At 59.3% G+C, this 24,927-nt stretch carries 23 protein-coding genes; 7 read left to right on the forward strand and 16 right to left on the reverse strand.

What is annotated here, in order from left to right; genetic code table 11:
* Nucleotides 1-219: 219 nt before the first annotated feature.
* Nucleotides 220-1,911, reverse strand: a complete 1,692-nt coding sequence (gene fadD1 / locus AC6CIA_RS24470) for a long-chain-fatty-acid--CoA ligase FadD1 (protein WP_498315686.1) — start codon at nt 1,909-1,911, stop codon at nt 220-222.
* Between the two features lie 385 nt (nt 1,912-2,296).
* Nucleotides 2,297-3,985, reverse strand: a complete 1,689-nt coding sequence (gene fadD2, locus AC6CIA_RS24475) for a long-chain-fatty-acid--CoA ligase FadD2 (RefSeq protein ID WP_498315687.1) — start codon at nt 3,983-3,985, stop codon at nt 2,297-2,299.
* 210 nt (nt 3,986-4,195) lie between these two features.
* Between fadD2 and AC6CIA_RS24480 the strand changes: the two genes are divergently transcribed.
* On the forward strand, nt 4,196-5,140 hold the full coding sequence (locus AC6CIA_RS24480; RefSeq protein ID WP_498315688.1) for an alpha/beta hydrolase: 945 nt from the start codon (nt 4,196-4,198) through the stop codon (nt 5,138-5,140).
* A gap of 65 nt (nt 5,141-5,205) precedes the next feature.
* Nucleotides 5,206-5,676: a MaoC family dehydratase gene (locus AC6CIA_RS24485; RefSeq protein ID WP_498315689.1), complete on the forward strand. Its 471-nt coding sequence runs from the start codon at nt 5,206-5,208 to the stop codon at nt 5,674-5,676.
* Between the two features lie 56 nt (nt 5,677-5,732).
* Here the strand turns inward: AC6CIA_RS24485 and AC6CIA_RS24490 are convergent, their stop codons facing one another.
* A complete protein-coding gene (locus AC6CIA_RS24490; RefSeq protein WP_498315690.1) occupies nt 5,733-6,200 on the reverse strand; it encodes a ferritin-like domain-containing protein in 468 nt (155 codons plus the stop codon).
* A gap of 207 nt (nt 6,201-6,407) precedes the next feature.
* Between AC6CIA_RS24490 and AC6CIA_RS24495 the strand changes: the two genes are divergently transcribed.
* Nucleotides 6,408-6,644 carry a DUF3820 family protein gene (locus AC6CIA_RS24495; RefSeq protein WP_005790761.1) on the forward strand — a complete coding sequence of 79 codons (237 nt, stop codon included), beginning with the start codon at nt 6,408-6,410 and terminating at the stop codon, nt 6,642-6,644.
* Between the two features lie 11 nt (nt 6,645-6,655).
* Entirely contained in the window at nt 6,656-7,831 is a 1,176-nt protein-coding gene (locus AC6CIA_RS24500) for an aminotransferase class V-fold PLP-dependent enzyme (RefSeq protein ID WP_498315691.1), read from the forward strand.
* A 204-nt stretch (nt 7,832-8,035) separates the two neighbouring features.
* Here the strand turns inward: AC6CIA_RS24500 and AC6CIA_RS24505 are convergent, their stop codons facing one another.
* From AC6CIA_RS24505 to zwf, 3 genes are read right to left on the reverse strand one after another with little or no spacing between them, the layout of a single operon-like run.
* Nucleotides 8,036-8,701 (reverse strand): bifunctional 4-hydroxy-2-oxoglutarate aldolase/2-dehydro-3-deoxy-phosphogluconate aldolase, encoded by a 666-nt coding sequence (locus AC6CIA_RS24505; RefSeq protein WP_498315692.1) that lies wholly within the window; start codon nt 8,699-8,701, stop codon nt 8,036-8,038.
* Between the two features lie 17 nt (nt 8,702-8,718).
* The gene (pgl, locus tag AC6CIA_RS24510) at nt 8,719-9,432 is read right to left on the reverse strand and encodes a 6-phosphogluconolactonase (protein ID WP_498315693.1); all 714 of its coding nucleotides are present in this window, start codon (nt 9,430-9,432) and stop codon (nt 8,719-8,721) included.
* Nucleotides 9,419-10,885, reverse strand: coding sequence for a glucose-6-phosphate dehydrogenase (gene zwf, locus AC6CIA_RS24515; protein ID WP_498315694.1), 1,467 nt, complete (start codon nt 10,883-10,885; stop codon nt 9,419-9,421). The genes pgl and zwf overlap by 14 nt, the downstream gene beginning before the upstream one ends.
* Before the next feature lie 218 nt (nt 10,886-11,103).
* Between zwf and AC6CIA_RS24520 the strand changes: the two genes are divergently transcribed.
* Entirely contained in the window at nt 11,104-11,964 is an 861-nt protein-coding gene (locus tag AC6CIA_RS24520; protein WP_339530898.1) for a MurR/RpiR family transcriptional regulator, read from the forward strand.
* A gap of 123 nt (nt 11,965-12,087) precedes the next feature.
* Here AC6CIA_RS24520 and AC6CIA_RS24525 read toward each other — a convergent pair whose 3' ends face one another.
* The 10 genes from AC6CIA_RS24525 to AC6CIA_RS24570 all read right to left on the reverse strand — a co-directional run bounded on the left by AC6CIA_RS24525 (nt 12,088) and on the right by AC6CIA_RS24570 (nt 23,380).
* On the reverse strand, nt 12,088-12,933 hold the full coding sequence (locus AC6CIA_RS24525) for a D-hexose-6-phosphate mutarotase (protein ID WP_498315695.1): 846 nt from the start codon (nt 12,931-12,933) through the stop codon (nt 12,088-12,090).
* A gap of 228 nt (nt 12,934-13,161) precedes the next feature.
* Nucleotides 13,162-14,511, reverse strand: a complete 1,350-nt coding sequence (locus tag AC6CIA_RS24530) for a carbohydrate porin (RefSeq protein WP_339530807.1) — start codon at nt 14,509-14,511, stop codon at nt 13,162-13,164.
* A gap of 76 nt (nt 14,512-14,587) precedes the next feature.
* Nucleotides 14,588-15,745 (reverse strand): ABC transporter ATP-binding protein, encoded by a 1,158-nt coding sequence (locus AC6CIA_RS24535; protein WP_339530805.1) that lies wholly within the window; start codon nt 15,743-15,745, stop codon nt 14,588-14,590.
* A 2-nt stretch (nt 15,746-15,747) separates the two neighbouring features.
* On the reverse strand, nt 15,748-16,590 hold the full coding sequence (locus AC6CIA_RS24540; protein ID WP_498315696.1) for a carbohydrate ABC transporter permease: 843 nt from the start codon (nt 16,588-16,590) through the stop codon (nt 15,748-15,750).
* Nucleotides 16,583-17,491 carry a carbohydrate ABC transporter permease gene (locus AC6CIA_RS24545; RefSeq protein ID WP_498315697.1) on the reverse strand — a complete coding sequence of 303 codons (909 nt, stop codon included), beginning with the start codon at nt 17,489-17,491 and terminating at the stop codon, nt 16,583-16,585. The genes AC6CIA_RS24540 and AC6CIA_RS24545 overlap by 8 nt, the downstream gene beginning before the upstream one ends.
* A 165-nt stretch (nt 17,492-17,656) precedes the next feature.
* Nucleotides 17,657-18,943, reverse strand: coding sequence for an ABC transporter substrate-binding protein (locus tag AC6CIA_RS24550; protein ID WP_498315698.1), 1,287 nt, complete (start codon nt 18,941-18,943; stop codon nt 17,657-17,659).
* Between the two features lie 104 nt (nt 18,944-19,047).
* Nucleotides 19,048-20,307, reverse strand: coding sequence for a D-mannose isomerase (locus tag AC6CIA_RS24555; RefSeq protein ID WP_498315699.1), 1,260 nt, complete (start codon nt 20,305-20,307; stop codon nt 19,048-19,050).
* A gap of 122 nt (nt 20,308-20,429) precedes the next feature.
* Complete coding sequence (locus tag AC6CIA_RS24560; protein ID WP_498315700.1) at nt 20,430-21,269, reverse strand: ATPase; 840 nt, start codon at nt 21,267-21,269, stop codon at nt 20,430-20,432.
* Nucleotides 21,270-21,385: 116 nt separating this feature from the next.
* On the reverse strand, nt 21,386-22,384 hold the full coding sequence (locus AC6CIA_RS24565) for an NAD-dependent epimerase/dehydratase family protein (protein ID WP_498315701.1): 999 nt from the start codon (nt 22,382-22,384) through the stop codon (nt 21,386-21,388).
* Nucleotides 22,385-22,489: 105 nt separating this feature from the next.
* Complete coding sequence (locus tag AC6CIA_RS24570; RefSeq protein WP_498315702.1) at nt 22,490-23,380, reverse strand: LysR family transcriptional regulator ArgP; 891 nt, start codon at nt 23,378-23,380, stop codon at nt 22,490-22,492.
* A gap of 95 nt (nt 23,381-23,475) precedes the next feature.
* Between AC6CIA_RS24570 and AC6CIA_RS24575 the strand changes: the two genes are divergently transcribed.
* Nucleotides 23,476-24,087: a LysE/ArgO family amino acid transporter gene (locus tag AC6CIA_RS24575; RefSeq protein WP_498315703.1), complete on the forward strand. Its 612-nt coding sequence runs from the start codon at nt 23,476-23,478 to the stop codon at nt 24,085-24,087.
* 177 nt (nt 24,088-24,264) lie between these two features.
* Nucleotides 24,265-24,861, forward strand: coding sequence for a superoxide dismutase (locus AC6CIA_RS24580; RefSeq protein ID WP_084381081.1), 597 nt, complete (start codon nt 24,265-24,267; stop codon nt 24,859-24,861).
* The last annotated feature ends 66 nt before the right edge of the window (nt 24,862-24,927 follow it).

Below are 24,927 nucleotides of genomic sequence, written 5' to 3' on the forward strand. Positions count from 1 at the left end.
GTCCTGTGGCGAGGGGGCTTGTCCCCCGTTGGGCTGCGCAGCAGCCCCTAAAAGGCCTCTCCGGTCCTCCAGTCAAACCCAGGCGGCAGGTTTCAGGGCTGCTAGCGCAGCCCAACGGGGGACAAGCCCCCTCGCCACAGAACAAGCCCCTCGCCACGGATTACTTGGCCTTGACTGAACAGTATTACCGGCGGTGCGGGGCTTTTGTTTAGGATCGGATTACTTTTTCAGCCCGAGCTTTTTCAGTTCTTCGTCGCGCAACTCACGGCGCAGGATCTTGCCGACGTTGGTGGTCGGCAACGCATCGCGGAACTCAACGGCCTTCGGCACCTTGTAGCCGGTGACGTTGGCGCGCATATGTTCCATCACTTGCTCCTTGGTCAGCGTCGCACCCGGTTTGACCACGATGAAGAGCTTGATGTGCTCCCCCGATTTCTCGTCCGGCACACCAATGGCTGCGCATTGCAGTACGCCCGGAAGCCCCGCCAGTACATCTTCCAGCTCGTTGGGATAGACGTTGAAACCGGAGACCAGAATCATGTCCTTCTTGCGGTCGACAATGCGCATGTAGCCGTCAGGCTGGATGATCGCGATATCCCCGGTCTTCAACCAGCCTTCGCTGTCGAGGATTTCGGCGGTGGCATCTTCACGCTGCCAGTAGCCCTTCATCACTTGTGGGCCCTTGACGCACAGCTCGCCGATTTCGCCCAGTGGCAACTCGGCACCGTCATCGGAGATGACTTTGCACAGGGTCGACGGCACCGGAATACCGATGGTACCGATCTGGATATGCTGGATCGGGTTGACGGTGGCCACCGGGCTGGTTTCGGTCATGCCGTAACCTTCGCAAATGGAGCAGCCGGTGACCGCTTTCCAGCGCTCCGCCGCTGCCAATTGCAGGGCCATGCCGCCCGACAGAGTGACTTTCAGCGCCGAAAAATCCAGCTTGCGGAAGGCGTCGTTGTTGCACAGGGCCACGAACAAGGTGTTCAGCCCGACAAACCCGCTGAACTTCCACTTCGACAGTTCCTTGACCATCGCCGGCAGGTCGCGCGGGTTGCTGATCAGGATGTTGTGGTTGCCGATCAACATCATCGCCATGCAATGAAAGGTGAAGGCATAGATGTGATACAGCGGCAACGGCGTGATCAGGATCTCGCACCCTTCGTGCAAGTTGGAGCCCATCAGCGCCTTGCACTGCAGCATGTTCGCCACCAGGTTGCGGTGGGTCAGCATCGCGCCCTTGGCCACGCCGGTGGTACCGCCAGTGTATTGCAGCACTGCGACATCATCGCTGTCGGGATTGGCTTCGTTGATGGGCTTGCCATGTCCCTTGGCCAGGACATCATTGAACTTGAGGGCCTGGGGCAAATGATAGGCCGGGACCATTTTCTTCACGTACTTGATGACACTGTTGATCAACAACCGCTTGAGCGGTGGCAACAGGTCGGCTACTTCGGTGACGATCACATGCTTGACGGAGGTCTTGGGAACGACTTTTTCAGCCAGATGCGCCATGTTCGCCAGACAGACCAAAGCCTTGGCGCCGGAATCATTGAACTGGTGTTCCATTTCCCGCGCGGTGTACAGCGGGTTGGTGTTAACCACGATCAGGCCGGCACGGATAGCGCCGAATACCGCAACCGGGTATTGCAGGACGTTGGGCAATTGCACCGCGATTCGATCACCGGGCTGCAAGTCGGTATGCTGTTGCAGATACGCGGCAAAAGCGCCGGACAACTCAAACAACTCACCGTAGGTGATTGTCTTGCCCAGGTTGCTGAAAGCCGGTTTGTTGGCGAAGCGCTGGCAGGACTGTTTCAGTACCGCCTGAATATTTGGATACTCGTCTGGATTGATCTGTGCAGCAATCCCGGCGGGGTACTTATCCTTCCAAAAGTCTTCGATCATGGAAGCCCACTCCTCAGCGACGCGAATTCGTTCACCGCATTTGATGCGATTATTATTTGTTTGTCTTTTTCAGGGTGATTCCGGCTGTTTCAAGCAAGCCGAGAGGTCACAAAGCGCGCCGAGAGTAGCAGCTTTGCCAGGAGCCGCCTAGAGCCAAAAGAAGCCCCCACAGTCATAAACATGACTCAAGAATATTTAGTAGTCATTTTTAGAGCAAAAATTCTATATTGCTGAAATCCGCTCTGGAATGGGCCTTACTGGGCGAAAAACCACACATGTGGGAGCGAGCTTGCTCGCGAATGCGCTGAGTCAGTCACCCGATATATCGACTGAACCAACGCATTCGCGAGCAAGCCCGCTCCCACACTTTTGACCCTATTTCACTTCAGGCGATGTCGCGTAGCTCGCGGCGCAGAATTTTCCCCACCGGCGTCATCGGCAACGATTCTCTTAACACAATGTGTTTGGGCACTTTGTAACCGGTGAAGTTGGCCTTGCAGTAAGCCTTTAACTCTTCAAGGCTCACACCTTCGGCGCGAGGTACCACAAACAGCTTCACCGCTTCGCCGGTACGCTCGTCAGGCACGCCAATCACCGCGCAGTTGGCAACAGCCGGATGGCCCATCACCACGTCTTCGATCTCGTTGGGATAGACATTGAAGCCCGAGACAATGATCAAGTCCTTCTTGCGGTCGACAATGCGTACAAAGCCGTCCGGGTCGATCACCGCGATATCACCGGTCTTGAGCCAGCCTTCGGCATCCAGGGTCTCGGCAGTGGCGTCCGGTTGCTGCCAGTAGCCCTTCATCACCTGTGGCCCCTTGATGCACAATTCGCCGCGTTCCCCCAAGGGCAACTCGCTGCCGTCATCATCGATCACCTTCATCGCCGTGCCCGGCACCGGAATGCCGACCGTCCCCAGGCGTGACTGACTGCCGTAAGGATTGGTGCTGGCCACCGGCGATGTTTCGGTCAGCCCATAGCCCTCACCGATGGAGCAACCGGTGATCTGCTCCCAGCGCTCCGCGGTAGCCTTGACCAGGGCGGTGCCCCCGGAATTGGTAATCTTCAGGCTGGAAAAATCCAGGGTCTTGAAGTCGGGATGATCCATCAGCGCGACGAAAAGCGTGTTAAGCCCCAGCAGCGCGGAGAAACGCCATTTCTTCAGCTCCTTGATAAAGCCACCAATGTCGCGGGGATTGGTGATCAGCACGTTGTGGTTACCCGTCACCATCATGCACATGCAATTCGCGGTGAATGCATAGATGTGATACAGCGGCAGCGGTGCGATCATCACCTCCTGCCCTTCCTTGATCAACGAATGACCGTTCTCGTCGACCTGCGACATGCAGGCTCGAACCTGTTGCATGTTGGCCACCAGGTTACCGTGGGTCAGCATTGCTCCCTTGGCCAGCCCGGTTGTGCCGCCGGTATACTGCAGCACGGCGATATCATCCAGGGTCACTGGATGCCGCGTGATGCTCAGGCCTGCGCCCATCCGCAACGCCCGCTTGAACGATACCGCCCGGGGCAGGTTGTAGGCCGGAACCATTTTCTTCACCTTGTCGACCACGGTGTTGATCAGCCAGCCTTTGGCGGCGGGCATGAAATCCCCCATCCTGGCTTCGATCAGGTATTCGATCTCGGTGTCAGCCGCCACCTCCTCGACCCGCGAACCGAACAGATTGAGGTAGACCAGCGCACGAATGCCAGCATCCCTGAACTGATGACGCATCTCCCGCGGGGTGTACAACGGATTGGTATTGACCACGGTCAGTCCGGCACGCAGGGCGCCAAACACAGCAATCGGATAGTGCAAAACGTTGGGCATCTGCACCGCAATGCGATCGCCCGGTTTGAGATCGGTCTGGTGTTGCAGGTAACCGGCGAACGCTGCACTTTGGCGTTCAAGGTCGGCATACGTCAGGGTGATCCCCATGTTGCTGAATGCCGGACGGTCGGCAAAGGCTTTGCAGGAACGCTCGAAGACTTCGATCACCGACTTGTACGCCGTCAGGTCAAGCTCGCTGGAAACACCCTTCGCGCGTTTGTCATTCCAGAAATCAGGTTGCATTATTCTTGTCCTCTTACCTGAATGTGCCCGGCCGCCTCCTGCTACTTAGAGGAAGCGGAGCTTCAGGGACGTTAGCAGCTATGACTAAACAGGCAAATACACAGAACCGTGTCATTGATTGTATGAATCTTGCGCCTGAGGCCAGGGCTGATCAGACGCCTGCCCAAGGATGAGCTATACACTGCAACGACCCTGAGCAAAGGAAGCGCCATGAACCACACCACTTTCTGGCTGGCCGCCAACGACCACAGTCGTCTCTACGTCAACCAATGGCTGCCGGATGCGCCACCCAAGGCGTTGATCATGCTGGCCCATGGCATGGCCGAACACAGCGGTCGCTACGCACGCCTGGCGCAGGCCCTGTGCGACGCGGGTTATGGCCTGTACGCCATGGACCAGCGCGGCCACGGACGTAGCGCCGACGCAGGCACCCTCGGATTGTTTGCCGAGCGTGATGGCTGGAACAAAGTGGTCGGCGACCTGGCCAGCCTCAACCAGCATATCGGCCAGCAAGCGCCTGGGGTGCCGATCATCTTGCTGGGCCACAGCATGGGCAGCTACATCGCACAGGCTTATCTGCTGCACCACAGCGCAAGCCTGCATGGAGTGATTCTCAGTGGTTCGAATTTCCAGCCGGTGGCGCTGTACCGCGTGGCGCGCCTGATCGCCCGCGCAGAGCGTCTGCGCCAAGGGCCCAGGGGCCGAAGCGCGCTGATCGAGTTTCTGTCGTTCGGCTCGTTCAACAAAGCTTTCAAGCCCAACCGCACCGCATTCGACTGGCTCAGCCGCGACCCGGACGAGGTCGACAAGTACATCAACGACCCGTTGTGCGGCTTCCGTTGCACCAACCAGTTGTGGATCGACCTGCTGGGCGGCTTGCAGCAAATCAGCAAAGCGTCCAATCTCGTCCAGATCGATCACGGCCTGCCGATCCTGGTGATGGGCGGCGAATGTGATCCGGTCAGTGAGGGCAAGCGTCTCAAGAGTCTCGTCGAGGCATTGCGTGATGCCGGTTGCCAGAATCTGCAACTGAACATTTACCCGCAGGCGCGCCACGAAGTGTTCAACGAGACCAACCGCGACGCGGTGACCGCCGATGTGCTGGCATGGCTGGCACAGGCCGTGACCCGTGGCAGGCCGGCGCGCTGCGAATGAACGTATGTTTTTTGTTTAGAATCAACAAATTAAGATTATCGATTAGCCACAGGATGTACCCATAGATGACCCAGGTTACCAACACCCCGTATGAAGCCCTCGAAGTTGGCCAGAAAGCCAGCTACAGCAAAACCGTTGAAGAGCGCGATATCCAACTGTTCGCCGCCATGTCCGGGGACCACAATCCGGTACACCTGGATGCCGAATTCGCCAAGGCCAGCATGTTCAAGGAGCGTATTGCCCACGGCATGTTCAGCGGCGCCCTGATCAGTGCCGCCGTGGCGTGCGAGCTGCCTGGGCCCGGCACCATCTATATCGGTCAACAGATGAGCTTCCAGAAACCGGTAAAAATCGGCGACACCCTGACCGTGCGTCTGGAAATTCTCGAGAAGCTGCCAAAATTCCGTGTGCGGATTGCCACGCAAGTCTTCAACCAGCGCGATGAGCTGGTGGTGGACGGCGAGGCGGAGATTCTCGCGCCGCGCAAGCAACAGGTGGTGACCTTGACCGAGCTGCCAGCCATCAGCATCGGCTGATCCGGCGGCATGAAAAAGCCCCGCATCAGCGGGGCTTTTTTATTTCCAGCGACGACTCAAGACTGAGCGCGCGCCTGGTTACGCAGGGCCTTGACTTGATCATGGTTGCGTTGCGCGCCGTGGAACTGACGCTCGACCAGATCACGGATGCCGACCAGATTGTGCTTGTTGATCTTCTCGATCGCTTCCTTGTAAGCCTTCAGTGCGTGGTCTTCACCGCGCTCGGCTTCGTTCAGCACAGCTTCTTCGTCTTTACCGGTCACCATCGACTTCACGTCGACCCAGCCACGGTGCAGTGCACCCGCGACGCTGCCGGAATCTTCCGGATCGCCGCCCATGGCGCGCACGGCAGCCTGCAGTTCAGCAGCCGCGGTAGCGCAGTCAGCGGCACGTTTTACGAAAAGCTCTTTGAGTTGCGGATGCTTGATGTCTTCAGCACATGTCTTGAAGCCTTCCTGACCGTCTTTGCTGGTCTGGATCAGGTCGTTCAGAACAGAGATCGATTCTTTGTTGATGTCAGTCATTTTTCAATTCCTTATGCAGGTTGATGAAGGTTGCAATAGAGATTGCAGCACCCGTGCCAGGTTTTTTAAAAACAACTAACCCATAAAAATCAATGAGTTAAAAATAATCGAAAAATCTGTATGCGCGCTATTTGCATGATCTGTCATTTGGCCTTCATGCAGAATGCCTGTATTTTTGAAGTCCTCGACTCAAACGCCTGAAGTCCCATGAATCCCGAAAAACTTGAACTGCTGATCACCCGCGAAATGCCGTTCGGCAAATACAAGGGCCGAATCATTGCCGACCTCCCCGGCCCGTACCTGAATTGGTTCGCTCGCGAGGGGTTTCCCCATGGCGAGCTGGGCGGCCTGCTGGCGTTGATGCAGGAAATCGATCACAACGGCTTGGCCGAGCTGCTGGAACCGTTGCGCGCCAAACACGGCAAGCCCGCCCCTCGTCACTAAGAGCGCACTTCATGCCATGCAATGCAGACAATGAGCGTCACTGGCAGGCCATCGCCCAGGGTTATGACGTTGAGCCCGGCCCGATCAACCTGGAGAACGGTTACTTCGGGCGCATGAGCCGTGAGGTGCTGGCGCACTATCAAGCACACGTTGCCTTTATCAACCGCAGCAACTCGGTGCATGTACGCCAACGTTTCGAGCAAGGGGAAAATGTCGCGATCCGCAGACTGCTGGCGCAAATGCTGGATACCGAGCCGGACGCTGTCGCGTTCACCCGCTGCGCGTCCGATGCCTTGCAATCGCTGATTCGCAACTACAATCGCCTGCAGCCCGGCGATCAGGTCCTGATCAGCGACCTCGAATACGACACGGTCAAAGGCGCCATGCGCTGGCTGGCCCGTCATCGTGGGGTGGAAGTCATCGAGCTTGCCCACGCCCATCCCGCCAGTTTCGAGAGCTTGCTGCAGACCTACCGTGACGCCTTCACCCGCTATCCACGCCTCAAGCTCATGGCGCTGACTTACGTGACTCATCGCACCGGCCTGGTGATGCCGGTGGAAGCCATTGCCACCGCAGCCCGGGAACACGGGGTCGATATCATCCTGGATGGCGCCCACGCGCTGGGCCAGATCGAGTTTAACCTTGCGCGGCTGGGCATCGCGTTTGCCGGCTTCAACCTGCACAAATGGATTGGCGCGCCCCTGACCCTGGGCTTTATCTACATCGCACCTGAACGGTTGGAGGACATCGATCCGGACATGGGTGAGTTCCATTACCCAGCCACCGATGTTCGCGCGCGCACGCCCTACAGCACGCCCAATATCCCTGCATTGATGACCTTGCCGCAGGTATTCGAAGAGCACCGGGCCTTGGGTGGCGCGGCGGCCAAAGGTGCGCGGATGAACTACCTGCGCAATCTTTGGGTGAGCCAGGTGCGGGCATTGCCTGGGGTTGAGGTGCTGACCTCGGATGATCCAAGGCTGTATTGCGCGATTACGGCGTTCAAGTTTGTCGGGCGGGATCAGCAGGTGATGGCCCAGCGTTTGCTCGAGGATTACAACCTGTTCACCACTACTCGCGTCGGCGCGGCGTTCGGCACCTGTATACGGGTGACGCCGGGGTTGCTGACCTCTGCTGCGGACATCAATGCACTGGTTAACGCCATTACCGAGTTGAACACTGGTTGAACATGTGGGAGCGGGCTTGCTCGCGAATGCGGTGGTTCAGTTGAATCATCTGTGGCTGACACACCGCATTCGCGAGCAAGCCCGCTCCCACATTCAGTTGTGGAGTGGTCTCAGGCTTTCTATAGGCAAAAAAAAGCGGTACACCGACCAAGTGCACCGCAAAAAATGCCGTTAAGCACAGCACCAACGATTCGGTAAATCCAATCAGTCCAGCAGCGCCAGCGCCTCGGCGGTGACTTCCTGGATGCGCGCCCAGTCGCCGTTCCTGATCCATTCGGGATCCAGCATCCAGCTACCGCCCACGCACATCACGTTTTTCAACGCCATGTAGCTCTTGATGTTGGCCGGGCCGACGCCGCCAGTCGGGCAGAATTTCACTTCGCCAAACGGACCACCCAAGGCCTTGATCGCGGCCACGCCACCGCTGACTTCCGCCGGGAACAACTTGAAACGACGATAGCCCAGGCCATAGCCTTCCATGATGCCGGAGGCATTGCTGATGCCGGGCAACAGCGGGATCGGGCTGTGCACCGAAGCTTCCAGCAGGTCACGGGTAATGCCTGGGGTAACGATAAATTGCGAACCGGCCACCTCCGCCGCTTCCAGCATGTGACGATCCAGCACGGTGCCGGCGCCGGTGCACAGCTCAGGGCGTTGCTCGCGCAGCACTTGGATGGCCTTGAGGCCGAACTCCGAGCGCAGGGTCACTTCCAACGCGGTCAAACCACCGGCTGCCAAGGCGTCGGCCAACGGCAGAATGTCCTGTTCGCGGGCAATGGTGATCACCGGCAGAATTCGCGCCTTGGCGCAGAGACTGTCGATCAGGGCAACTTTGTCCGCCATGGAAACGGTCGATTGGGGGCTTTTCATAGCGGCTGATCCTTGGCTCATGGGCACCAGTAAATCTCTAAAGTAGGTTGCAAAAACGCGCGAATCGGCATGGCAGCGACATCGTCACTGGCCAGCGCGGCGCTCAAGGTGGTCAATTTCGAACTGCCGGAGATCGACAGCACGGTGTAATTGGCACTCGCCAGCAGCGCGCGACTCATGGTCAGGCGCTGGTGCGGCACGGTGGGTGCCAGCATTGGCCAGCAACGGCGGGTACCGTCGACCTGCAAGGCTTCGCCCAGGTTCGGGCTATTCGGGAACAGCGATGCGGTGTGGCCGTCATCGCCCATGCCCAACACCAGCACATCAATCGCTGGCAGTTCGGCCAGCAGGCGATCGGCCTGCTCGGCTGCATCTTCCACACTCGCGCTGGCACTGTACAAGCTGAGGAACCTGGCGTTGGCCGCCGGACCTTGCAGCAGATGCTTCTTCAGCAAGCCAGCGTTGCTGTCGGCGTGCTCTACCGGCACCCAGCGCTCGTCGGCCAGGGTGATCGTCACGTTGGACCAGTCCAGGCCTTGTTTGGCCAGATGCTGGAAGAACGCCACCGGACTGCGTCCGCCGGACACCACCAAGGTCGCTTCGCCACGCGCACTGATGGCCGCGCGCAGTTGTTCGGCCACGTCACTGGCCAAGCCTTCAGCCAGCAGCACGGGAGAACGGTACTCATGGGCCGTTACGCCCTGGGGCAGTTTCAATTCAGATATCGCCATACCACGACCTCCCATCCCGCGTGATCAGTGCAATGGAACTCATTGGCCCCCAGGACCCCGCCGCATACGGCTTGGGCGCATCACCGGACTTCTTCCACCCGGCGATCAACTGGTCACACCACTTCCACGCGGCTTCGATTTCATCTTTGCGAACAAACAGGTTCTGATTGCCGCGCATCACTTCCAGCAACAACCGCTCGTAGGCATCGGGAATCCGCGCGCTGCGATAGGTGTCGGAAAAATTCAGTTGCAGTGGGCCGCTGCGCAGTTGCATGCCCTTGTCCAGGCCTTGTTCCTTGGTCATCACCCGCAAGGAAATACCTTCGTCCGGTTGCAGGCGGATGATCAGCTTGTTGCTGATCTGCAAGCGCTGCTCGGGGGCAAAGATGTAGTGGGACGGTTCCTTGAAGTGGATCACGATCTGCGACAGCTTCTGCGGCATGCGCTTGCCGGTCCGCAGGTAGAACGGCACTCCGGCCCAACGCCAATTGCGAATATCGGCCCGCAGGGCGACGAACGTCTCAGTGTCGCTCTGGGTGTTGGAGTTCTCTTCGTCGAGGTAACCCGGCACCGGTTTGCCGGCGCTGTAGCCGGCGATGTACTGGCCGCGCACAACCTGCGTGGTCAAGCCTTCCGGGCTGATGGGCGCCAAGGCCTTGAGCACTTTGACCTTTTCGTCGCGAATACTGTCGGCGGACAGATCGGCGGGCGGGTCCATGGCGATCAGGCACAGCAGCTGCAGCAGGTGATTCTGGATCATGTCGCGCAGTTGCCCGGCCTTGTCGAAATAACCCCAGCGCCCTTCGATGCCGACCTGCTCGGCCACGGTGATTTCCACGTGGGAAATGTAGTTCTGGTTCCACTGGGTTTCGAACAGGCTATTGGCAAAACGCAGGGCGATCAGGTTCTGGACGGTTTCCTTGCCCAGGTAGTGATCGATGCGGTAGGTGCGATTTTCCGGGAAAAACTGCGCCACGGCGTCGTTGACCTTGCGCGAGGACTCCAGGTCCGAACCGATGGGTTTTTCCAGTACCACCCGGGTGTTTTCCGCCAGGCCAACCTTGGACAGGTTCTCGCAGATCGCGCCATACACCGCCGCAGGTGTGGCGAAGTAGGCAATCAAAGGCTGTTCGGCGGACACCTGTTCGGCCAGGGCGACATAATCGTCAGTCTTCAAAAAGTCGACATGCAGGTACGTCAGGCGCGCCAGGAAGCGTTGGGCGACGGCTTCGTCGAGTTCTTGACCGACATACTTGCGCAGTTCTTTCTCGATGAAACTCAGGTGCTGCTGCTCGGAACCGGCTTCGCGGGCCAGGGCCAGGATGCGCGTGTCGTCGTGCAGGAGCCCGGCGCCATCGAGTTGATAGAGGGCAGGAAATAACTTGCGCAGCGCCAGATCACCCAAGGCGCCGAACAGGGCAAAGGTGCAGGGTTCTACGGTTATCGAAGGCATGATGTTTGTTCTTTTATCAAGTTAAGCTACAAATACCTTTTTTCAAGGCATCACTCAAGGAAAAATGTAGTAATAACCACAACATTTTGCCGAAATGCGCATTCCGTGTGGTGGTGTTCAGCTACGCTCAGTAGGATAGGCCACCTTAAAGGGCCGCTCATCGATTGGTTACCGGCCTTATTTGCATCGTCGCCCGAAGGAAAGACTGAATGGACCGCGTGCGAAATCTTCTGGAACAGATCCAGAACCGCCTCGAAGAATTGAACAAGGCTGAGCGAAAAGTCGCCGAGGTCATCCTGCTCAACCCGCAGCAGGCCACCCGCTTCTCTATCGCCGCCCTGGCCCAGGCTGCCTCGGTCAGTGAACCAACGGTCAACCGCTTCTGCCGCTCGTTCGGTGTCAGTGGGTACCCGGAACTCAAATTGCAACTGGCGCAAAGCCTCGCCAGTGGCGCCGCGTATGTCAGCCGTGCGGTGGAGGCCGATGATAACCCGGAGGCCTACACCCAGAAGATCTTCGGCAGCGCCATCGCGTCGCTGGACAGCGCCTGCCAGGCCCTGGACCCGAACCTGATCAGCAAGGCCGTGGATCTGTTGATCCAGGCCCGGCAGATCCACTTCTTTGGCCTGGGCGCTTCAGCGCCGGTGGCCATGGACGCCTTGCACAAGTTTTTCCGCTTCAACCTGTCGGTGACCGCCCATGCCGATGTGCTGATGCAGCGGATGATTGCCTCGGTGGCGCATACCGGCGAGCTGTTCGTGATCATTTCCTACACCGGACGCACCCGCGAGCTGGTGGAGGTGGCGCGCATCGCCCGTGGAAACGGCGCATCGGTGCTGGGCGTGACCGCCGAGAACTCGCCACTGGCCAAGGCCAGCACCGTGAGCCTGAACATTCCGCTGCCCGAAGACACTGACATCTATATGCCGATGACCTCGCGGATCATTCAACTGACGGTACTGGATGTGCTGGCAACGGGCATGACCTTGCGTCGGGGCGTGGATTTCCAGCCGCATTTGCGCAAGATCAAGGAGAGTCTGAATGACAGCCGGTACCCGGTGGGGGATGAGTTCAACTAAGCCTGGAATCTTTACCAGCAGGGCCGGCGCTTTCGCGAGCAAGCCCGCTCCCACATTCGGCCGCCTTTCACGGTAAGGCATGTGGAAGCCGGCTTGCTCGCGAAGAAGTCATCAGCAATACCGCTAAACCCCAGCCCGAGCCTGCAAACTCAAATGCGCCCTCTCCCCCGGCGCCAGGCTGGCGCCCGCCATTGCCGACTCGACACACACAAACCCCGACGCCTCGTTAAAACTCACCCCCAGCAATGGCCGACTGCCCGGATGCCACACCACCGTGTCCGCGCTGTCACCCGTATCAATGCACAACTCACGCTGCCAGGCGTGATCCTTGAGCTGCAATTCGCCCTCGTGCTGGAACACCCGTTGGCAGCCGCCATCGACCCGCAATTCACCCTCCTGCTGACAAGCCTGTCGACTCAACTGATCGTAGCCCTGCGCCCCGTCCAGTCCGGACAGCGCTATCTCACCGACGTGACCAATGCGCCAATAAGCGTGCAATGCATGGCTCAGTTGGCAAGGCAGTTCGTCTTGATGCTCGGTACACAGGCGCAACTCCAGGCTTTCACCCAAATGCGCATGCAGGTCCACTTGCCAATCGCATAACTGCAATCGCCAGTGCAGATACACACCTTCGTCGTCGGCACTGCTGTCCAGCAGTTTCCAATCAATCAGCCGCGCCCAGCCATGGGACGGCCAGGCATTTTCGCTGGGATGGCGGCCGTACCACGGCCAACACACCGGCACACCACCACGAATCGCCCCCACCTGCGGCCATTTCGCCGCGCACCACAACCAGGGTTTTTGCCCCCTGGGCTGAAAGTGCAGCAACTGCGCGCCCTGGCGACTGAACACCGCTTGGCACAGCGGATGGTCAATCACCAACACGTCGCGCATTTGAAAGCGCTCCCAAGCGAACACCGGACGCTCCCGCAGGGATTTGAAAAAGCGTTGCAGCGGATGCTCATGCATGTGCCACGGTCCTGTAAATCATGTCGCGCAAATGCGCATCTCACTGTAGGAGCGAACTTGCTCGCGGAGGCCGTAAACGAAAACGCGGGAGGCCTGTTTCAACGCGGCGCTCTCAGGTTCTTCGCGAGCAAGCTCGCTCCTACAGTGAGATGCCCCACCCGAAAAAAAAGCGGATAGCCAAGGCTATCCGCAAAATGCGCACAGAGAGAAGAGCTTATCGCAACCGCGTTAGAACACCGACTGAATTTTCAGGCCGGCGACCAAGGCGTTGTCGACTTGTTCCACGCCACCCGGATGGGTGATGTATTGCAGGTTGGGACGCACGGTCAGCCAGTTGGTCACGTGGAAGCCGTAGTTGATTTCGTAGTTGTACTCAGTGTCACGCAGCGGCGAGTACAGCACGTTGTCATAGTCGGAGACACCAATGGCGGCGTTGGCCAACTGGGCGTTTTTCTTCACGTCATCGTTGACATGGATACGCGAGAAACCGATACCGACATCATCCTTCGGACGTGCGTCGAATGGCCCCTTGTACACGAACATCAGCGACTGGTAGTTGTCGACGACGTTGGTGTCCTTGTCGTGGAAGGTGGCGTTAGCCGCGATATTCAGGCCGCGGGTAGCGTCGCCGTTATGCGTGGTGAGTTGTTGCTGAGCCACGAACCAGTAACCGCTCTTGCTATCGTGGGAACGATAAGCGGCGCCGGTGGTTGCCGCATCGCCACCATTGATGTCCTCACGGACGTCATCGGCCTTGGCGGTGCTTTTGTAGTAACCCACGCGGTATTCGCCCGGCAGGTTGTTGACCTTCGGCGACCAGACCAGCTCGACTGGCAGCACGGTGCCCTTGGTACCGCTGCCGCTGAGTTTGAAACCGTTACCGTGTTCGGTTTGCGACGGGTTCTGGTTGTAGGCACCGATCTGCGCATACAGCTCGGGATTGATGTGGTACTTCACACGCAACGCAGCCTGCATGACCGGCCAGTTGTACCAGATGTTGGTTGCCCAGTTACCCACTTGTGAGCCGCAGAACGCCAGGTTCTGGAACTCGCAGGGGAAGGTATTGAAGTCTTCGCCTTCGCCGAAGTAACCGGCCTTGACGTCCAGCTTGCCGTCGAGGAACTGGTGCTGGATCCACAATTGGGTCAGACGCACCATGTGGCCACGACCCCAGACTTCCTGGGAGGAACTCAAGGTGCCGGCACGCGGATCGCCAACGCGGTCGTTGGAGATGTTGTAGCCGTTACGATTGGTCAGCTGGATCTTCGCCTGGGTGTTATCCCAGCCCCAGAGTTTTTCCAGGTCCAGCGCCACGCCCAGGCCAAACTGATCGGCGTAACGACCGGTCTTGTCGTCGTTGTAGCCGCCGTGCAGATTGGCGCCCATTTCCCCGACATAATCCGCCTTGATGTCGATACCTTGCTCGATCAGCTTGGTCCGCTCACCACCCCAATCGCCCGTCATCCATTTGGAATCGGCGCTGAATGCTTCGTCAGCCATCGCATTGGCGGACAAAACCAGAGCTGCTACTGCTGACAGTTGGCAGAGCAGCCGAGTGTTGTTGTGTTGCTTTTTCATCCCTACATCCTCGTCTTTATTGTTATTAAACTGTTTTTATCTAACGCGGTTTACTTTTTTTATCTAAAACAACAACTTAATTTACTTCACCAACTTGGGAACGGGCTGGCGCACTGGCCGGCGATGCAGCCTGTGTGCCCAGTCGCTCACCGGTCTTGGCGTCGAACAGCAACACTTTGGCCGGATCGAACTGCAGGGTCAGGGTCTCGCCCACTTGCGGTGCCACATCGGGCGCCAGGCGGCAGCAGACCTTGGTGTCATTGAGCTGGACGAATACCAACGTGTCCGGCCCGGTAGGTTCGGTGACCTGGACTTCGGCACGAATGCTCGAAGAGCCGTCGCCTTCACCCGCCGCCAGGGCGATTTGCTCCGGGCGCAGGCCAAGGATCACGTCACGCTCTTCAAGACCTGCGTCGTTCATGCTCAATGGCAATTCACAACGCCCCTGGCCGCTGTCGAGCAGCGCCAGCAGGCGGCCTTCCTTGCGCTGCAAACGCAGCGGAATGAAGTTCATCGGCGGCGAACCGATGAAGCTGGCGACAAACTGGTTGGCCGGGTTGTTGTAGATCTCTTTCGGCGTACCGAACTGTTGGATGATGCCGTCCTTCATCACCGCCACTTTGTCGCCCAGGGTCATCGCTTCGATCTGGTCGTGAGTCACGTAGACCGTGGTGGTTTTCAGGCGCTGGTGCATCAGTTTCATTTCGGTGCGCATCTCGACCCGCAGCTTGGCGTCGAGGTTGGAGAGTGGCTCATCGAACAGGTAGATCTTCGGTCGCCGCGCCAGGGCACGGCCCATTGCCACGCGCTGTTGCTGACCGCCCGAGAGTTGGCCCGGCTTGCGATTGAGCAGGTGTTCGATCTGCAATAATTTGGCGACCCGCGCCACTTCCTCATCAATGGCCGACTGGCTCATCTTGCGGATCTTCAAGCCGAACTCGATGTTCTCGCGCACGCTCATGGTCGGGTACAGCGCGTAGGACTGGAACACCATGGCGATGTCGCGATCCTTGGGGCTCATGCCGCTGACGTCCTGATCACCGATCATGATCGCGCCGCCGGTGATGTTTTCCAGGCCGGCGATGCAATTCATCAAGGTCGACTTGCCGCACCCTGAGGGGCCGACGAGGATCAGGAACTCACCGTCCTTGATCGACAGTTCAATGTTCTTCAAGGTGTCCGGCAGGGCGGAACCGTAGGACTTGTTTACATTGCGAAGTTCGAGCGTTGCCATGATTACCCCTTGACCGCGCCGGCCGTCAGGCCGCGCACGAAATACTTGCCTGCGACCACATAGACCAGCAGGGTCGGCAGCCCGGCGATCATCGCCGCCGCCATGTCCACGTTATATTCCTTGGCCCCGGTGCTGGTGTTGACCAGGTTATTCAGGGCCACGGTGATCGGCTGGGAGTCACCGCTGGAGAACACCACACCGAACAGGAAGTCGTTCCAGATCTGGGTGAACTGCCAGATCAGGCAGACCATGATGATCGGCGTCGACATCGGCAGAATGATCCGGCGGAAAATCGTGAAAAAACCGGCGCCATCGAGGCGCGCAGCCTTGACCAATGCATCCGGAATACTGACGTAGTAGTTACGGAAGAACAGCGTGGTAAACGCCAGGCCATACACGACGTGTATGAACACCAGGCCGGTGGTGGTGCTTGCCAGGCCCATCTTGCCAAGGGTGAACGAAGCCGGCAGCAGCACCGTCTGGAACGGCAGGAAGCAGCCGAACAGCAACAGGCCGAAGAACAACTGCGAACCGCGAAAGCGCCACATCGACAGCACATAGCCGTTCAACGCGCCGATGGTGGTCGAGATCAGGACTGCCGGAACGGTGATCAGGATCGAGTTCCAGAAGTAACCGTTGACCGTGGCCCAGGCCTTGACCCAGCCAATACCGCTGACCACCGTGGGCCAGCTCAGCAGGTTGCCGTTGCTGATGTCTTGCGGGGTCTTGAAGCTGGTGAGCAGCATGACCACCAGCGGCACCAGGTACAGCAGCACAGCCACGAACAGCACGCCGTGGATCGCGAGGCGACTCAGGCTGATCGAGGGTTTGGCGAGACTAGTCATTACGCTTGGTCCTCAGCTCGGAATACAGGTAAGGCACAATGATCGCGAGGATCGCACCGAGCATCAGAATCGCACTGGCCGAACCTATGCCCATCTGGCCGCGACTGAAGGTGAAGGAATACATGAACATCGCTGGCAAGTCAGACGAATACCCCGGCCCACCGGCCGTCATCGCCGCCACCAGGTCAAAACTCTTGATCGCGATGTGCGCGAGGATCATCACCGCACTGAAGAACACCGGACGCAGGCTTGGCAGCACCACTTTCCAGTAAATGCGCGGCAGGCTCGCGCCGTCGATCTGCGCGGCGCGGATGATCGATTGATCGACACCCCGCAGGCCGGCCAGGAACATCGCCATGATAAAGCCGGAGGCTTGCCAGACGGCGGCGATCACCAGGCAATACACCACACGATCCGGATCGATCAGCCAGTCGAGGCGAAAGCCTTCCCAACCCCAATCGCGCATCAGTTTGTCCAGGCCCATGCCCGGGTTGAGCAGCCATTTCCAGGCGGTACCGGTGACGATCATCGAGAGCGCCATCGGATACAGGTAAATAGTGCGGATAAACCCTTCGCGGCGGATGCGCTGGTCGAGGAACACCGCCAACAGCACGCCGATCACCAGGGTAATGCCGATAAACATGCCGCCGAACAGCGCCAGGTTTTTACTCGCCACCCACCAGCGATCGTTGTTTAACAACCGCTCGTATTGCGCCAGGCCGACCCATTTGTAGGTCGGCAGGAACGTCGAGTTGGTGAACGACAGAACGAACGTCCACAGGATGTAGCCGTAAAAGCCCACCAGAACGATGAACATGCTGGGTGCCAGTACCAGTTTGGGTAGCCAGCGCTGCAGTGCATCTAACGGCGAGGCCTTGCTGAACACAGCAACAGAACTCATGGGAAAATCCAATACAGTGAAAAAAGACTAGCGAATGAACATTGTGAAGCTGGCTTTATGTGGGAGCGGGCTTGCTCGCGATGCAGGCGCTGCGGTGTATCAGTTACACCGCAGTGACGCTTTCGCGAGCAAGCCCGCTCCCACACAAGCCCACCCTCACATGTGTTACATAGCCGACTTGATCGCCGCGCCGAGTTGTTTGGCGGTCTCGGCAGGATCGGCTTTCGGGTCGTTGATGTAGTTGGTCACGACGTCAAAGAACGCGCCCTGGACAGCCAGTGTGGTTGCCATGTTGTGCGCCATGCTCGGCTGCAGGCCACCCGTCTTGGAATCCGCGAGGAAGTCCTTGGCAGCGGTCTGGGCGCAGCTGTCGAAGCCGTATTTACCCATGTCGGCCAGCATGTCGTTGCGAACCGGGATCGAGCCTTTGTTGATGCTGAAGACTTTCTGGAAGTTCTCACCCGACACGACTTTGGCGATGTCCTGCTGACCCGCGGCGGTGCCTTTGTCTTTCTGCTTGAACACCGCCAGGGAGTCGATGTTGTAGGTGAAGGCTTTATCGGTGCCCGGGAAGGCTACGCACTGGTAGTCCTTGCCCGCGATTTTCTTGGCCGCGGTCCACTCGCTCTTGGCCCAGTCACCCATGATTTGCATGCCGGCCTTGCCGTTGATGACCTTGGCCGCTTCCAGGTTCCAGTCCTGGCCCTTGCCGTCGGGGTCCATATAGGTCGCGACTTTCTTCAGTTCGGTCAGCGCCTTGACCATTTCCGGACCGGTCAGGGTGGCATTGTCCAGGTCCACAAGGGCTTTCTTGTAGCCGTCCACGCCCATGACCGAGAGCACGACCGCTTCAAACACGGTGCTGTCCTGCCACGGCTGGCCACCGTGGGCCAACGGAATGAAACCCGCGGCCTTGAGCTTGTCGGCGGCTGCGTAGAATTCTTCGAGGGTGGTCGGGTTCTTCTCGATACCGGCTTTCTTGAAGACCTCAGGGTTGATCCACAGCCAGTTGACGCGGTGAATGTTCACCGGCACGGCGACGTAATCACCCTCGTACTTCACGGTATCGGAGACTTTCTTGTCGAGCAGGCTGTCCCACTTCTCGGCTTTGGCTACGTCCTTCAGCACTTCGGTGTCGAGCAGTCCGATGGATGCCCATTCCTGGATGTCGGGACCTTTGATCTGGGCAACGCCGGGCGGGTTGCCGGCGACCGCGCGGCTTTTCAGCACGGTCATGGCGGTGGCGCCACCGCCACCTGCGACGGCACCGTCTTTCCAGGTGAAGCCGTCTTTCTCAACTTGGGCCTTCAGGACATCTACTGCCGCTTTCTCACCGCCCGAGGTCCACCAATGCACAACTTCAACCGTCCCTTTCGAGTCGGCGGCAACAGCACTGAGGGGAAACAACGAGGCAATGGAAATAGCAACGGCGAGGCGATTAATCGCGTTCATCTGAGTACCTTTTTTGTTGTTATGCATGCAAGTCTAGAGCTTGCGCTGCACGGGATTTTAAACAGGGATCTTTGACTGACAGGTAACAAAGGGACGGGCAAATGTCACCAGGTGGTGACATAAGCACCTGCAGCCAGGGCGCTGGTCATGCTCGGTGCCAAGGGCAGCCCGGGCAGGACCACCGCTTGCCAGGCGTGGTACAGGTCCGGCTTGCCACCCCAGATTTTGCTGCTGGGCTGGTTCTGCGCGCTGAGCTCGTGGTGCCAACTGCCGTGGATGCGGTCGATAAAATGGGTCTCGCAAAACTCCCAGAAACGCCGGTACCAGGTTTCGTAATGCCGCTCGCCGGTGCGCTTGAGCAGGGCCTGGGCAGCGGCGCTGGCCTCGGCATGAGTCCAGTGCAGACGCTCGCGTACCACCGGGCGCTGATGCCAATCCAGGGTGTAGACGATGCCGGGGGCGCCATCCACGGCCCAGGCGTATTCACAAGCGCTGGCGAACAAGCCCTTGGCATCGCTCAGCAGCCATTGCGGTGTCGCCAGTCCGGCGTGCAGGCGCGCGGCTTCCAGGTGCAGCAACAGCCGCGCCCACTCGAAACCATGGCCGGGGGTGATGCCATAAGGACGAAAGCCATCGGCGCGGTTGTCCTCGTTGTAACCCGGCAGCGGCTGCCATTGACGGTCGAAATGCTCGATCACCATGAACTGATTGCCTGCCGCATGGCTGTGGATCAGGCGTTCCACAATGCGCAGCGCACGTTCCAGCCAGCGGGTATCCCCCGTGACATCAGCCAGGGCGAGAAAGGCTTCGGTGGCGTGCATGTTGCTGTTGGCCCCGCGATAAGCCTCTTCGCCAGTCCAGTCTCGCGCGAAGGACTCGAGCATCACGCCCTCCTCCTCGCTCCAGAAGAACTGCTCGATGATGTGGATCGCGTCATTCAACAGCGTCTGCGCACCGGGCGCGCCGGCCACCACCGCCGAACTCGCGGCCAGGGCCACAAAGGCGTGCAGGTACGCCGCCTTGCCGCTGTTGCCGTCGCGGGCCTGGGCCACGGCGAACCAACCACCGTGCTCGCTATCACGCAACGGACCGCCGAGTGCCGCCACGCCGTGCTCGACCAACTCGGCATAGCCTGGCAACCCCATGGCATGGGCCATGGCAAAACTGTGGGTCATGCGGGCGGTGTTCATGGTTTCGGCACAGGCATCGGCTGGGAGGCGGCCTTGTTCATCCAGATTGCCGAAACCGTCTGGCAGCCTGGCGGACTTGGCGAACATCAACAGGCGCTGCCCTTCGGCGGCAAGCCAAGTGTGATGGGCAGGTGCGTTCAGCCAACTGCTGGCAGGCAGTGGTTGCATGGTCATGGTCGGCCCTTTTTGTTTTTGTGGGATGACGGGAGTCTAAACAAGGGCCAGGGCGGCACACGTAACGAAGGGCAAGGGAAATGTCACCGAGCGGTGACATTTCCCGCATTGCAGCGGCGCGATCATTGCGCGGGCGGTGTGGCTCCCACCTGCGCGCCAAGCTTGCGCTGCAAGGTCTGCATCTGCGTCTGCAAGGTGGTGATGTTGCGCGTGGTCTGGATCCGGAACACATCAAATTCCTTATTGGTCGGCCCTTCGCTGGCGGCGCGATTGTCCAGCTCGCTCTTGACCACCAACAGATCCTGCTCCAGACGGGCGATGGCCGACGCCGGATTGCCTTGCTTCTTCAAGGCCGCCACGTCGGTTGCCAGGCCCTTGACCTCGGCATCCAGCTTGGCCGCTTCGGCCTGTGCGGCCTTGAGCGTCGCCAATTCACTGGTGAGTGCCTGGACCTGCGCTTGCAACTGCGTATTGACGGTCGCCAGTTCCGTGGTGCTGGCACTCATTTGTGCCAGGCGCTTGTCCAGGTCCGAAGCCTGGCCCGCCACGCCCACCTGCTGTTTGCCTTGCTCAAGCAATTGGGCCTGCAACTGCTTGATCTGCATTTTCAACGCTTCACTGCCGGTATTGACGCTGGCCTCACTGGCCACCACCTTGCCGGAAATAGCCTGCAAACGCCCAGCGGCTTCCTCGCTGATACGGGCGAAGCTTTCCTGAGTCGCCACCAATTGCTGCCCCATCAGGGAAATCTGCTGGAAACTCCACCAGGCCAGGCCGGCGAAAGCAAACAGCAGCGCGCCCACCAAGGCCCACAAAGGCCCGGTGCTGGCGCCCTTGGCCTTGACCACCGGCGCCGGGCGCGAGCGCACGGAGGTTGCGGAGGTCGGCACAAAGTCATCGTCGCCAAGGTCGGCGCGAAGGCTCGGCACTGTGTCGAAGTCGTCGTTAGCATCGTTACGCATGAATCAACCTTAAATCCTGAGGTAGCCACATGAAAAGCCAAGCGGCGCGAGTATAAACCCCTTGCCTGTCGCGGTGATTGATCCGAACACGGAAAAACCGGTTCCGCCCGCCGATTCTATCGATTGCCCGGGTCCTGGGCCTTCCACCAATGGCAAAATTCATCGAGGGCCGCCCACAGGCTGACCGTGGGCTGATAGTCGAGATAATGCCGGGCACGGCTGATATCGAGGGTAAAGTCCTTGTTCATCACCTGCATCCCCAACCGTGACAGCGACGGCTCCGGGCGCCCCGGCCAGAGGGCGCAGAAGGCTTCGTTGAGCGCTGCGACACTGTAGGACAAACCGTAGGAGCGGTAACGCCTGACCTCAGGCATCTGCATGTGCCGCATGACGTAGTTGACTACATCCCACACCGGCACCGGCGCGCCGTTACTGATGTTGTAAGCCTTGCCCAACGCGGAACCGGTGGCCAGCAAACTGCTGAGCAATGCCTCGTTGAGGTTGTGGATGCTGGTGAAATCGACCTTGTTCAAACCGTCGCCGACAATTGCCAGACGATTCTTGCGCTGCATGTTCAACAAGCGCGGAAAGATGCTCATGTCACCGGCACCCGTGACAAAACGCGGGCGCAGGGCCAGCACCTCCAAACCAAACTCCTGGGCACCGAAGACCTTTTGCTCGGCCAGGTACTTAGTCGCGGCATAAGGATGCCTGAAGCGCTTGGGGACTTGCTCCTCGGTCAATCCAAGGTGGTCACGCCCATCAAAATAGATCGACGGCGACGACAGATGCACCAGGCGCCCGACACGTTGTTTGAGACAGGCTTCGACGACGTTCTCTGTCACCAGCACATTGCCTTGGTGAAAGTCCTGGTAACGCCCCCATAACCCCACGGCGCCGGCACAATGCACCACGGCGTCAACGTCGCGGCAGAGGTTGCGCACCAGGTCCGGATCATTCAGATCCCCCTGAATAAACTCGGCGCCGCGCCGTACCAGGTGCTCGACCCCTTCTGCCCGCCGCCCGTTGACCCGCACATCCAGGCCTTGCTCCAGGGCAAAACGCGCAAAGCGCCCGCCGATGAAGCCGCTTGCGCCGGTGACCAGAATTTTCATGCAGCCTCCTACGGGTGCAGCCTTGAGCGTCAGGCCTCAAGCTGCAAGTTAAAAACAATCTGCCGCCTCTTTAGCTTGCAGCCTGGAGCTTGACGCTCGAGACGGCTAGAACGGCACCAACAACTGGCCGGTTGCCCGCGCCAGGTGTTCGGTCAACAAACCGAGCAATTGCCCGCCACTGCGCCAATGATGCCAGTACAACGGCACATCGATGGGTTTATCTGGCAACAGCTCAACCAGAATGCCCGCCTGGAGTTGGTCGCGGACCTGGAGTTCCGGCACCAGCCCCCAGCCCAACCCGGCTTCCGTCAAACGGATAAAACCTTCGGACGACGGGCATAAATGGTGCTGAAAACCTCCATCGACGCCCAGCGATGCCAAATAGCGGTGTTGCAAAAAGTCATCGGGACCAAACACCAGCGCGGGTGTACGCGCCACTTGATCCGCTTGCACTCCGTGCGGAAAGTGGCGGGCGATAAACCCCGGGCTGGCCAGCGCACGGTAGCGCATGGCGCCGAGCAGCAAGCTCCGGGCCCCGGCGACAGGCCGCTCGCTGGCGCATACGCAGGCGGCCACTTCGCCAGCCCGCATGCGCTTGAGGCCCACAGTCTGGTCTTCCACCACCAGGTCCAGCAACAAGTGCTGATCAGCGCAAAAGTCACTCACCGCCTGCGCCCACCACGTCGCCAGGCTGTCGGCGTTCAAGGCGATGCGCAGACGTTCGGGCACGCCCTCCTCATCCAGGGCCGGGACCTGGCTTTGCAGATCGCGCTCAAGCAACCGTACCTGTTGCACATGGTTAAGCAGCCGCCGGCCGATTTCCGTCGGCGTCGGCGGTGTCGCGCGCACCAACACTGGCTGACCGATTCGTGCCTCGAGCAATTTGATGCGTTGGGAGATCGCCGATTGCGACACGCCGAGTACCTGGGCGCCGCGTTCGAAACCGGCCTGCTCCACCACCGCCGCCAGGGCAGAAAGCAACTTATAGTCAAACATCAGTTTTCCTAATGAGCGATCAGCAATATTTGTTTTTCTTATACAGCTTCAACCGCGACAATCGCCAGTATTGATCGACAGGTAGAGTAAATTTCATGTGGCAGAGTTATGTAAACGGCTTGCTGGTGGCCCTTGGACTGATCATGGCTATCGGCACGCAAAACGCGTTTGTCCTGGCCCAGAGTCTGCGTCGCGAACACCACCTGCCCGTGGCGGCGTTGTGCGTGGTATGTGATGCATTGCTGGTGGCCGCCGGGGTGTTCGGCCTGGCAACCGTGCTGGCGCACAACCCGCTGTTGCTGGCGATTGCGCGCTGGGGCGGCGCAGCCTTCCTGTTGTGGTATGGCGCCCTGGCGCTGCGCCGCGCCTGCTCGCGGCAAAGCCTGGGGCAAGGCGAGGGGCAAAATGTGCGGTCGCTGCGCGCGGTGATGCTCAGCGCGCTGGCCGTTACCCTGCTCAATCCCCATGTGTACCTGGACACGGTGTTGTTGATCGGTTCCCTGGGCGCCCAGCAAACCGAGCCAGGCGCCTATGTCGCAGGCGCCGCCAGTGCTTCATTCCTGTGGTTCTCCACGCTGGCCCTCGGCGCCGCCTGGCTCGCACCGTGGCTGGCGCGCCCGGCGACCTGGCGTCTGCTGGATTTGCTGGTGGCGGTGATGATGTTCTCCGTGGCTTACCAATTAATACGCATCCCTGAACTTATTTGAAGAACCGGCAAAAGACTCTGGAACCTCTTTCCCACACAGTTGTTGCGTGGTTTTGCCGCACCCCCGGTGCTATGATCCAGCCCCTGCGCCGCAAAGAGTACAAACTCCCCGGCGCATGTTTGGCCGCCCGTGATCGGCCTTGCGCTCACCGCAACTGACCTGATTAGGAGAATTATCATGGCTTTCGAATTGCCGCCGCTGCCGTACGCACACGATGCCCTGCAGCCGCACATCTCCAAGGAAACCTTGGAATATCACCACGACAAGCACCACAACACCTATGTCGTGAACCTGAACAACCTGGTGCCAGGCACCGAGTTCGAAGGCAAGTCCCTGGAAGAGATCGTCAAATCCTCTTCGGGCGGCATCTTCAACAACGCCGCTCAGGTCTGGAACCACACCTTCTACTGGAACTGCCTGGCGCCAAACGCCGGTGGTCAACCGACCGGCGCACTGGCGGAAGCCATCAACGCCGCGTTCGGTTCGTTCGACAAGTTCAAGGAAGAGTTCACCAAGACTTCGGTCGGGACCTTCGGTTCCGGTTGGGGCTGGCTGGTGAAAAAAGCTGACGGTTCCCTGGCCCTGGCCAGCACCATCGGCGCCGGCAACCCGCTGACCAGCGGCGACACCCCGCTGCTGACCTGCGACGTCTGGGAGCACGCCTACTACATCGACTATCGCAACGTGCGTCCAAAGTATGTGGAAGCGTTCTGGAACCTGGTCAACTGGAAGTTCGTTGCCGAGCAATTCGAAGGCAAGACCTTCACTGCTTAAGCACGCCTTGCAGTAGAAAAAGCCCGGCCCTTGCCGGGCTTTTTCATGGGCGCAATTCGGCAAAAA

The sequence above is a fragment of the Pseudomonas sp. GQ91 genome, assembly GCF_059758795.1.

Excerpts from the sequence above, each read along its gene's own strand:
- AC6CIA_RS24555 (WP_498315699.1), bottom strand. The coding sequence starts at position 20,307 with ATGACCATGCAACCACTGCCTGCCAGCAGTTGGCTGAACGCACCTGCC.
- AC6CIA_RS24570 (WP_498315702.1), bottom strand. The coding sequence starts at position 23,380 with ATGTTTGACTATAAGTTGCTTTCTGCCCTGGCGGCGGTGGTGGAGCAG.
- AC6CIA_RS24575 (WP_498315703.1), top strand. The coding sequence starts at position 23,476 with ATGTGGCAGAGTTATGTAAACGGCTTGCTGGTGGCCCTTGGACTGATC.
- AC6CIA_RS24505 (WP_498315692.1), bottom strand. The coding sequence starts at position 8,701 with ATGAAAAGCCCCCAATCGACCGTTTCCATGGCGGACAAAGTTGCCCTG.
- AC6CIA_RS24560 (WP_498315700.1), bottom strand. The coding sequence starts at position 21,269 with ATGCGTAACGATGCTAACGACGACTTCGACACAGTGCCGAGCCTTCGC.
- AC6CIA_RS24540 (WP_498315696.1), bottom strand. The coding sequence starts at position 16,590 with ATGACTAGTCTCGCCAAACCCTCGATCAGCCTGAGTCGCCTCGCGATC.
- AC6CIA_RS24535 (WP_339530805.1), bottom strand. The coding sequence starts at position 15,745 with ATGGCAACGCTCGAACTTCGCAATGTAAACAAGTCCTACGGTTCCGCC.
- AC6CIA_RS24500 (WP_498315691.1), top strand. The coding sequence starts at position 6,656 with ATGCCATGCAATGCAGACAATGAGCGTCACTGGCAGGCCATCGCCCAG.
- AC6CIA_RS24495 (WP_005790761.1), top strand. The coding sequence starts at position 6,408 with ATGAATCCCGAAAAACTTGAACTGCTGATCACCCGCGAAATGCCGTTC.
- AC6CIA_RS24580 (WP_084381081.1), top strand. The coding sequence starts at position 24,265 with ATGGCTTTCGAATTGCCGCCGCTGCCGTACGCACACGATGCCCTGCAG.
- AC6CIA_RS24490 (WP_498315690.1), bottom strand. The coding sequence starts at position 6,200 with ATGACTGACATCAACAAAGAATCGATCTCTGTTCTGAACGACCTGATC.
- AC6CIA_RS24525 (WP_498315695.1), bottom strand. The coding sequence starts at position 12,933 with ATGCATGAGCATCCGCTGCAACGCTTTTTCAAATCCCTGCGGGAGCGT.
- zwf (WP_498315694.1), bottom strand. The coding sequence starts at position 10,885 with ATGCCTTCGATAACCGTAGAACCCTGCACCTTTGCCCTGTTCGGCGCC.
- fadD2 (WP_498315687.1), bottom strand. The coding sequence starts at position 3,985 with ATGCAACCTGATTTCTGGAATGACAAACGCGCGAAGGGTGTTTCCAGC.
- AC6CIA_RS24545 (WP_498315697.1), bottom strand. The coding sequence starts at position 17,491 with ATGAGTTCTGTTGCTGTGTTCAGCAAGGCCTCGCCGTTAGATGCACTG.
- AC6CIA_RS24550 (WP_498315698.1), bottom strand. The coding sequence starts at position 18,943 with ATGAACGCGATTAATCGCCTCGCCGTTGCTATTTCCATTGCCTCGTTG.
- AC6CIA_RS24485 (WP_498315689.1), top strand. The coding sequence starts at position 5,206 with ATGACCCAGGTTACCAACACCCCGTATGAAGCCCTCGAAGTTGGCCAG.
- pgl (WP_498315693.1), bottom strand. The coding sequence starts at position 9,432 with ATGGCGATATCTGAATTGAAACTGCCCCAGGGCGTAACGGCCCATGAG.
- fadD1 (WP_498315686.1), bottom strand. The coding sequence starts at position 1,911 with ATGATCGAAGACTTTTGGAAGGATAAGTACCCCGCCGGGATTGCTGCA.
- AC6CIA_RS24565 (WP_498315701.1), bottom strand. The coding sequence starts at position 22,384 with ATGAAAATTCTGGTCACCGGCGCAAGCGGCTTCATCGGCGGGCGCTTT.
- AC6CIA_RS24530 (WP_339530807.1), bottom strand. The coding sequence starts at position 14,511 with ATGAAAAAGCAACACAACAACACTCGGCTGCTCTGCCAACTGTCAGCA.
- AC6CIA_RS24480 (WP_498315688.1), top strand. The coding sequence starts at position 4,196 with ATGAACCACACCACTTTCTGGCTGGCCGCCAACGACCACAGTCGTCTC.